Genomic DNA, 7,243 nt, shown 5'->3' on the forward strand with positions numbered 1-7,243 from the left:
GGGCGGCGGGGGCGGCGTCGGACGTACCCGGGCGGGGGGTGCCGGTCGTGTCGGTCATCGGGGCTCCTGTGATCCGGTGCCGTCCGCGGTGCCCGGGCCGGTGCCGTCGGCCAGGACCCCGAGCAGGTCCTCGGCCAGCTCCGGCTTGAGCATGCCGTGGGCGAGGGCGCGGTCGGCGGTGGCGCGGGCCATCGCGACGTATCCGGCCACGGCCTGCGGCGCGTGCCTGCGCAGCTCGCCGATGTGCGCGGCGACCGTGCCCGCGTCGCCGCGGGCCACCGGGCCGGTCAGCGCGGCGTCGCCGGAGCGCAGTGCGTTGTCGAGGGCGGCGCCGAGAAGGGGGCCGAGCATCCGGTCGGGGGCGGTGACCCCGGCCGTACGCAGCAGCTCCATCGACTGGGCGACCAGGGTGACCAGGTGGTTCGCGCCGAGCGCGAGCGCCGCGTGGTAGAGCGGACGGGACTCCTCCGCGATCCACTCGGGCTCGCCGCCCATCTCGATGACCAGCGCCTCGGCGGCCAGCCGCAGCTCCTCGGGGGCGGTCACGCCGAAGGAGCAGCCGGCCAGCCGCTGGACGTCGACGGAGGTGCCGGTGAACGTCATCGCGGGGTGCAGCGCGAGCGGGAGCGCGCCCGCCCGCAGCGCCGGGTCCAGGACCCGTGTCCCGTACCGCCCCGAGGTGTGGACGAGCAGCTGTCCCGGCCGCACCGCGCCGGTCTCGGCGAGGCCCTCCACCAGGCCGGGCAGGGCGTCGTCCGGGACGGTCAGCAGCACCAGCTCGGCGCGCGCGAGGACCTCGGCGGGCGGCACCAGCGGTACGTCGGGCAGCAGTGCGGCGGCCCGGCGCACGGACGCGTCGGAGACGCCGGAGACGGCGACCGGCCGGTGCCCGGCGAGCTGGAGCGACGCGGCGAGAGCGGGGCCGACACGGCCCGCGCCCACGACGCCGACCGTGAGGCGGGCGGGGCGGTCCCTCGCTTCGAGGGGGTCATGGGGGGCTGTTGCATTCACGCGGCGGTGGCCTTCCGTTCCAGTCCGCGGGGGGTACCGGACGATTTCTCTGCATGCTACGCCAGCGTTTCGTCCGGGCCCCCGGCTGTCCACAGCCTGTGGGAAAAGTCCGGGCGGGGCGCGCGGGCCCGGGCCGTGAGCGCCCGAAAATCGTGCGGGTCCGGGCCGCACGCTGCGTGATGATCGTCCCATGGCAGACACCACGGACACGGACGGGCAGTCGCAGCCCGCGTCACCGGGAGACCAGGCACTACCGAGGAATCAGGCATCGCCGAGGGATCAGGCACCGCCGGGGAACCAGGACGAGCAGGGACATCAGGAGGCGCAGGGGAACCAGGACGACCAGGGGGACCAGGAGGACGCGGAGCGGCAGCGCCGGATCAACGCCTGGGCCGGGGCCGAGCGGGTCCTGGTCCGGGCGCCCATGAACCTCTCGCTCGGCGAGCGGCTGACCGCGCTGGCGGCCGGGGCCGGGGCCGTCACCGATCTGGACCGCCCCGCAGACATCTACGGCGACGGCGTCGTCGCCGAGCTGGAGGAACGGATCGCGGGCCTGCTGGGCACGGAGGCCGCCGCGTTCTTCCCGACCGGGACGATGGCGCAGCAGGTCGCGCTGCGGTGCTGGGCCGGGCGGACCGGCAACCCCACGGTGGCGCTGCACCCGCTCGCCCACCCCGAGGTCCACGAGCGCGGCGCGCTGGGGGCGGTGAGCGGGCTGCGTACCGTCCACCCGACCTCCGCGCCCCGGCTGCCCACGGCGCAGGAGATCCGTGACTTCGAGGAGCCGTTCGGCACGCTGATGCTGGAGCTGCCGTTGCGCGACGCCGGTTTCGTCCTGCCGACGTGGGAGGAGCTCCAGGACGTGGTGGCGGCCGCCCGGGAACGCGATGCGGTGGTGCACATCGACGGCGCGCGGCTGTGGGAGTGCGCCCCCCACTTCGGGCGGGAGCTGCCGGAGATCGCGGCGCTCGCGGACAGCGTGTACGTGTCGTTCTACAAGACACTCGGCGGCATCTCCGGCGCCGCGCTGGCCGGTCCCGCCTCGCTGATCGAGGAGGCCCGCACCTGGCGCCACCGTTACGGCGGGCAGCTCTTCCAGCAGTTCCCGGCGGCGCTCGCGGCGCTGATCGGCCTCGATCAGGAGCTGCCGCAGCTGCCTTCGTACGTGGCACAGGCCAAGGTGGTGGCCGGTGCACTGGCCGAGGGCTTCTCGGCGGTCGGCGCCCCTTGGTTCCGGGTGCATCCGGAACCGCCGCACACGCACCAGTTCCAGGTGTGGCTGCCGTACGGGGCGGACGTCCTCACGGAGGCGGCGGTGCGGCAGGCGGAGGAGACGGGCGTCTCGCTCTTCCGCAAGTGGTACCCCGCGGCCGCCGGGCCGCCCGGTACATCGTTCACCGAGATGACGGTGGGACGTGAGGGGCTGCAGTGGACCGCCGACGACGTACGGGACGCGGTGCGGGAGTTCATGGAGCGGCTGGTCTGAGGGCTGTCGCCCGGGCCGGTGCCGTACTCAGGCGCCGGACGGGCGGCACTTCCCCGGCTTCCCGAACTCCCCCGGCTTCCCCGGCTCTCCGAGCTCCCCGGACCCACTGATCTTCCCGGTCTTCCCGATCCTCCCGAGCAGGGAGCGGAGCGCCGCCCACCGGCGGCCGTGCGCCGGGCGGCCGGCGATCACCGCGTCGAAGCGGCGCCGTTCGCGGGCCTCGCGCACCACGCCCCAGTCGTGCCGGCCCGGCAGTGGTGGCGGCAGCTCGCCCCGCTGGGCCGCGCGGTAGCTGTCGATCATGTGCTGCTGAATGGCGTCCATGGCCTCAGCGTGGGCCGGTCCCGGCCGGCCCCGCCCGCCGATTGACGAGCCCCGTCAAATGGCGCCGGGCCTTTCCCGGGCACCCCGCACTATGGAGGGGTGAGCGTGCACATCGACATCGCCGGGCTGAGTCCCGACCGCATCGTCTTCGAGACCTCCCCCCTCGCCGAGCTGGGGCTGGCCCTGCATGCCCTCTCCGAGCCGGGACACCACCCGGGCCTGCACGGCTGGGCGACGGCGACCTCCAGCGCGCTGGAGCCGGACCTCGCCGACCGGCTGCACGAGGCCGATTTCCTGTGGCGCCACACGTTCTCGGACGTCTTCATGCCGTTCGCCGGGATCCGTGGCGGCAACGGCAGGACGGGCGCCAACCTCGCCGAGGACCTCGACATCCTCGACCGGCTGGACGACGAGCGGTTCGTCGCCGCCGCCCTGGAATTCACCTGCACCAGCCTGTACGGGCTCGGCGCGCCCTCCCCGCTCACCGATCCGACCATGCGCGCCCGCACCCTGGAGATGGCGGCGGCGCGCGGCCCCCGGCAGGTGGAGTTCGCCCAGCAGCTGCTGGCCGACCCGGCCCCCGTACGGGCCTGGGTGCGGCGCCTGTTCGAGGACTGCGACCGGGCGTTCTTCGCGGACACCTGGTGCCGGGTCCAGGTCCAGCTGGCCGCCGACGCTCGGCACAAGAACGACCTGCTGCGGCGCAAGGGGCTCGGCGAGGCGATGGCCGCGGTGTCCACGGCGCTGACCGTCGACGAGGCCGGGACCAGGATCAGCGCCGACAAGCTGAGCGAGGGCCGGACCAGCGCGGTCGGCCCCGGGCTCACCCTGATCCCGTCCACCTTCGGCTGGCCGCACCTCAACCTGCTGCACGCGCCGGGCTGGCGCCCGGTGATCCACTACCCGGTGCACCAGCCCGAGCTGCCCTCGCCCGCCTCCGTGGAACTGCTCCAGCTGCGCATGGAGGCGCTGGCCCACCCGATGCGGATGCGGCTCTGCCGCCACCTCGCCCGTTCCCCGCACACCACCGGCCAGCTCGCCGACACGCACGGCATCACGGCGCCCGAGGTCTCCCGGCACCTCGCGGTGCTGAAGAAGGCGGGCCTGGTCACCACCCGGCGGCGCGGCCGGTACGTACTGCACCAGCTGGACCTGACCTCGGTGGCACGGCTCGGCAGCGACTTCCTCGAAGGCATCCTGCGCTGAACCGCCGGGCCGCCCCCGGACACGGTCCGGGTCAGACCGAACCGCCGCCGGCCCGCCCCCGGACACGGTCCAGGTCAGACCGAACCACCGCCGGGCCGCCCCCGGACACGGTCCGGGTCAGACCGAACCACCGCCGGCCCGGACCATGCCCGTCTCGTACGCGAGAACCACGACCTGCACCCGGTCGCGCAGGCTCAGCTTGGTGAGGATGCGGCCCACGTGCGTCTTCACGGTCGCCTCGGAGAGCACCAGGCGCGCCGCGATCTCGCCGTTCGACAGGCCCTGGGCCACCAGCAGCATCACCTCGCGCTCGCGCTCGGTGAGCCGGGCGATGTCCTTGTGCTGCGGTTCGCTGTTGCCGCTCGGCAGCATCGGGGAGAAGCGGTCGAGCAGCCGGCGGGTGGTGGACGGGGCGACGACGGCATCCCCGCTGTGCACGGAGCGGATGGCGGCGAGCAGCTCGGCGGGCGGCACGTCCTTGAGCATGAAGCCGCTGGCCCCGGCCTTCAGCCCGGAGAAGGCGTACTCGTCGAGGTCGAACGTGGTCAGGATGAGCACCTTGGGCGCGTCCGGCTCCGCGCACATCCGCCGGGTGGCCTCGACACCGTCCAGCCTCGGCATCCGTACGTCCATCAGCACCACATCGACGGCGGTGGAGCGAAGGTTCTCGATCGCCTCCGCGCCGTCGCCCGCCTCGGCCACGACCTCCATGTCCGGCTGGGCGGCGAGCACCATCCGGAAGCCGGTGCGCAGCAGCACCTGGTCGTCGACGAGCATCACGCGGATGGCCATGAGGTGTTCCGTCTCCTGTCTGTCCCGCAGATCCGAGTTCTGTACTCCAGATCCGAAGTTCTGTCCTGCGACGATTCCGAAGAACCAGGTCGGGCCCTAGTGGGCCGGCTTGAGCGGCAGCAGCGCGCTGATCCGGAAGCCGCCGCCGGGACGCGGCCCGGCGTCCAGCGTGCCGCCGACCATGCCGACCCGCTCGCGCATCCCGATCATTCCGTGGCCCGCGCCGTCGGCGCCGCCGTCCTCGTACAGTTCGTGCGCCGCGCCCCGGCCGTCGTCCTCGACCAGCAGCCCGAGCCCGTCGTCGAAGTAGACCAGACGCACACTGGCCCCCGCATCGGGACCGCCGTGCTTGCGGGTGTTGGTCAGGGCCTCCTGCACGATGCGGTACGCGGTCAGCTCGACCCCGCTGGGCAGCGGGCGCGGGGTGCCCTCGACCTTGAAGTCGACAGCCAGGCCGGTCTGCCTGACCTGCTCGATCAGGTCCTCGATCTGGTCCACGTCCGGCTGCGGGACGTACTCCCCGCTCTCCTGCGCATCGCCCGTACGCAGCACCCCGAGCAGCCGCCGCATCTCGGCGAGCGCCTGCCTGCCGGTGCTGGAGATGGTCTCCAGCGCCTGCCGGGCCTGGTCGGGTGCGGCGTCCATGACGTACGCCGCACCGTCGGCCTGCACCACCATCACCGACACGTTGTGCGCGACGACATCGTGGAGCTCGCGGGCGATCCGGGCCCGCTCGGCCGCGACCGCGACCTTCGACTGCGCCTCGCGCTCCCGCTCCAGCCGGGCGGCGCGCTCCTCCAGCTGGCTGAAGTAGGCGCGCCTGGTCCGCATCGAGTCGCCGAGCACCCAGGCCAGCACGAACGGCACGGTCAGCACGACGACGATGAAGACCTGCTCGGGCCAGGAGGCGGGCGGCAGCTCCGACTGCCAGCGCAGCTTGGACAGGCCCGCCGCGCACAGGCTGCAGACCAGCGCGAGCCGGGACGCCCAGCGCTCCCCGACCGTGGCCACGGTGAAGACGATCACCAGCATCGCGAAGTTCATGACGCCGGGCCCGAACCCGCTCACCAGCTGCGCCACCCCCATCGCGATGGCGAGCAGCAGCATTTTCTCCGGTGCACGCCGGCGCAACGCCACGACGACACAGAGGCCGAGGGTGATCGGAACGGCGGCGACGCGCTCCAGTCCGCTCGCCGGGCCACCCACCATGGACAGGCCGGAGAGCCCGAGGAGGACGACGGCCCAGAAGCAGTCGACGCCCGTCGGGTGTCTGCGGATGAAGTCGTAGAGGCGCTGCACGTGACCCAGCGTAGGGACAGGCGGGGGGCGCCCGGGTCAGCCGAAGGGCCGATCCGGCTCCGGGGACCGTACTCCCCAAGGTGGAGACTTGGACAGGTGACGGATGAGTGGCGTGGGTGGCAGGCGGCGGCAGAGACCGCTTTGTACGGGGACGGGGGGTTCTACCGGAGCCCCGAGGGGCCGGCGGGCCACTTCCGTACCTCCGTCCACGCGTCCCCGCTCTTCGCCTCCGCCGTCGCCCGGCTGCTGGTCGGGACGGCACGCGAGCTGGGCACCGGCTCGGTCGACCTGGTGGACGTGGGCGCCGGCCGGGGCGAGCTGTTGACGGGGGTGCTGGCGGCGCTGCCCGCGGCGGGCGGCGACGGCCTTGCCGTACGGGCGTACGCCGTGGAACTGGCCGCCCGCCCGCCCGGTCTGGATCCCCGGATCGAGTGGTGCGCCGAACCGCCGCCGCGGACGTACGGTCTGCTGTTCGCCAACGAGTGGCTGGACAACGTCCCGACCGAGGTCGCCGAGACCGATCCGGACGGCGTCGACCGGTACGTCCTGGTCCGGGCGCAGGACGGCACCGAGCGGCTGGGCGAACCGGTGACCGGGGCGGACGCCGAGTGGCTGCGCCGCTGGTGGCCGTCGGCCGGTCCGGGCGGCCGCGCGGAGATCGGCCGCCCCCGCGACGAGGCCTGGGCGCGGGCGGTGTCCACGGTGGCCGGGGGGCTGGCCGTGGCGGTGGACTACGCCCATGTGCGCGACGCCCGCCCCCCGTTCGGCACCCTGACCGGCTTCCGGGCCGGCCGCGAGGTCCGGCCGGTGCCGGACGGCAGCTGCGACCTCACCTCGCACGTGGCGCTGGACGCCTGCGCCGCGGCCGGGTCCTTCGCCGGTCCGCCGCCCGAACTGCTGAGCCAGCGCGAGGCGCTGCACCGCCTCGGCGTCGGCGGCGGACGCCCGCCCCTGGCCCTGGCGTCGGCCGACCCGGCCGGCTACGTGCGGGCGCTCGCCTCGGCGGGCGAGGCGGCGGAACTGACGGCCCGGGGCGGCCTCGGCGACTTCGGCTGGCTGATGCAGCGCAGGGGCTGAGACCGGCACCCGGACGACCGGACACGGAGGCCCGGGGGGGCCGGGGTC

General features: G+C 74.2%; 7 protein-coding genes. 3 read left to right on the forward strand and 4 right to left on the reverse strand.

The features are described 5' to 3' along the window. Positions 1–54: 54 nt before the first annotated feature. Positions 55–1,011, reverse strand: a complete 957-nt coding sequence (locus AADR41_RS40240; RefSeq protein WP_342287269.1) for a Rossmann-like and DUF2520 domain-containing protein — start codon at positions 1,009–1,011, stop codon at positions 55–57. 190 nt (positions 1,012–1,201) lie between these two features. Here AADR41_RS40240 and AADR41_RS40245 point away from each other — a divergent pair, with 190 nt between their 5' ends. Continuing rightward, positions 1,202–2,497: a threonine aldolase family protein gene (locus tag AADR41_RS40245; RefSeq protein ID WP_342287271.1), complete on the forward strand. Its 1,296-nt coding sequence runs from the start codon at positions 1,202–1,204 to the stop codon at positions 2,495–2,497. Between the two features lie 27 nt (positions 2,498–2,524). Here AADR41_RS40245 and AADR41_RS40250 read toward each other — a convergent pair whose 3' ends face one another. Continuing rightward, positions 2,525–2,821, reverse strand: a complete 297-nt coding sequence (locus AADR41_RS40250; RefSeq protein ID WP_342287273.1) for a hypothetical protein — start codon at positions 2,819–2,821, stop codon at positions 2,525–2,527. A gap of 105 nt (positions 2,822–2,926) precedes the next feature. Here AADR41_RS40250 and AADR41_RS40255 point away from each other — a divergent pair, with 105 nt between their 5' ends. Then, entirely contained in the window at positions 2,927–4,027 is a 1,101-nt protein-coding gene (locus AADR41_RS40255; protein WP_342287278.1) for a DUF5937 family protein, read from the forward strand. Positions 4,028–4,144: 117 nt separating this feature from the next. Here the strand turns inward: AADR41_RS40255 and AADR41_RS40260 are convergent, their stop codons facing one another. Then, complete coding sequence (locus tag AADR41_RS40260; RefSeq protein WP_124719483.1) at positions 4,145–4,819, reverse strand: response regulator; 675 nt, start codon at positions 4,817–4,819, stop codon at positions 4,145–4,147. A gap of 96 nt (positions 4,820–4,915) precedes the next feature. After that, the gene (locus AADR41_RS40265) at positions 4,916–6,118 is read right to left on the reverse strand and encodes a sensor histidine kinase (protein WP_342287275.1); all 1,203 of its coding nucleotides are present in this window, start codon (positions 6,116–6,118) and stop codon (positions 4,916–4,918) included. Positions 6,119–6,214: 96 nt separating this feature from the next. On the opposite strand from AADR41_RS40265, the gene AADR41_RS40270 reads away from it, so the two are divergent. After that, positions 6,215–7,195, forward strand: coding sequence for an SAM-dependent methyltransferase (locus tag AADR41_RS40270; RefSeq protein ID WP_342287277.1), 981 nt, complete (start codon positions 6,215–6,217; stop codon positions 7,193–7,195). The last annotated feature ends 48 nt before the right edge of the window (positions 7,196–7,243 follow it).

Source organism: Streptomyces sp. CLV115, from assembly GCF_038448545.1.
Classification (GTDB): domain Bacteria; phylum Actinomycetota; class Actinomycetes; order Streptomycetales; family Streptomycetaceae; genus Streptomyces; species Streptomyces sanglieri.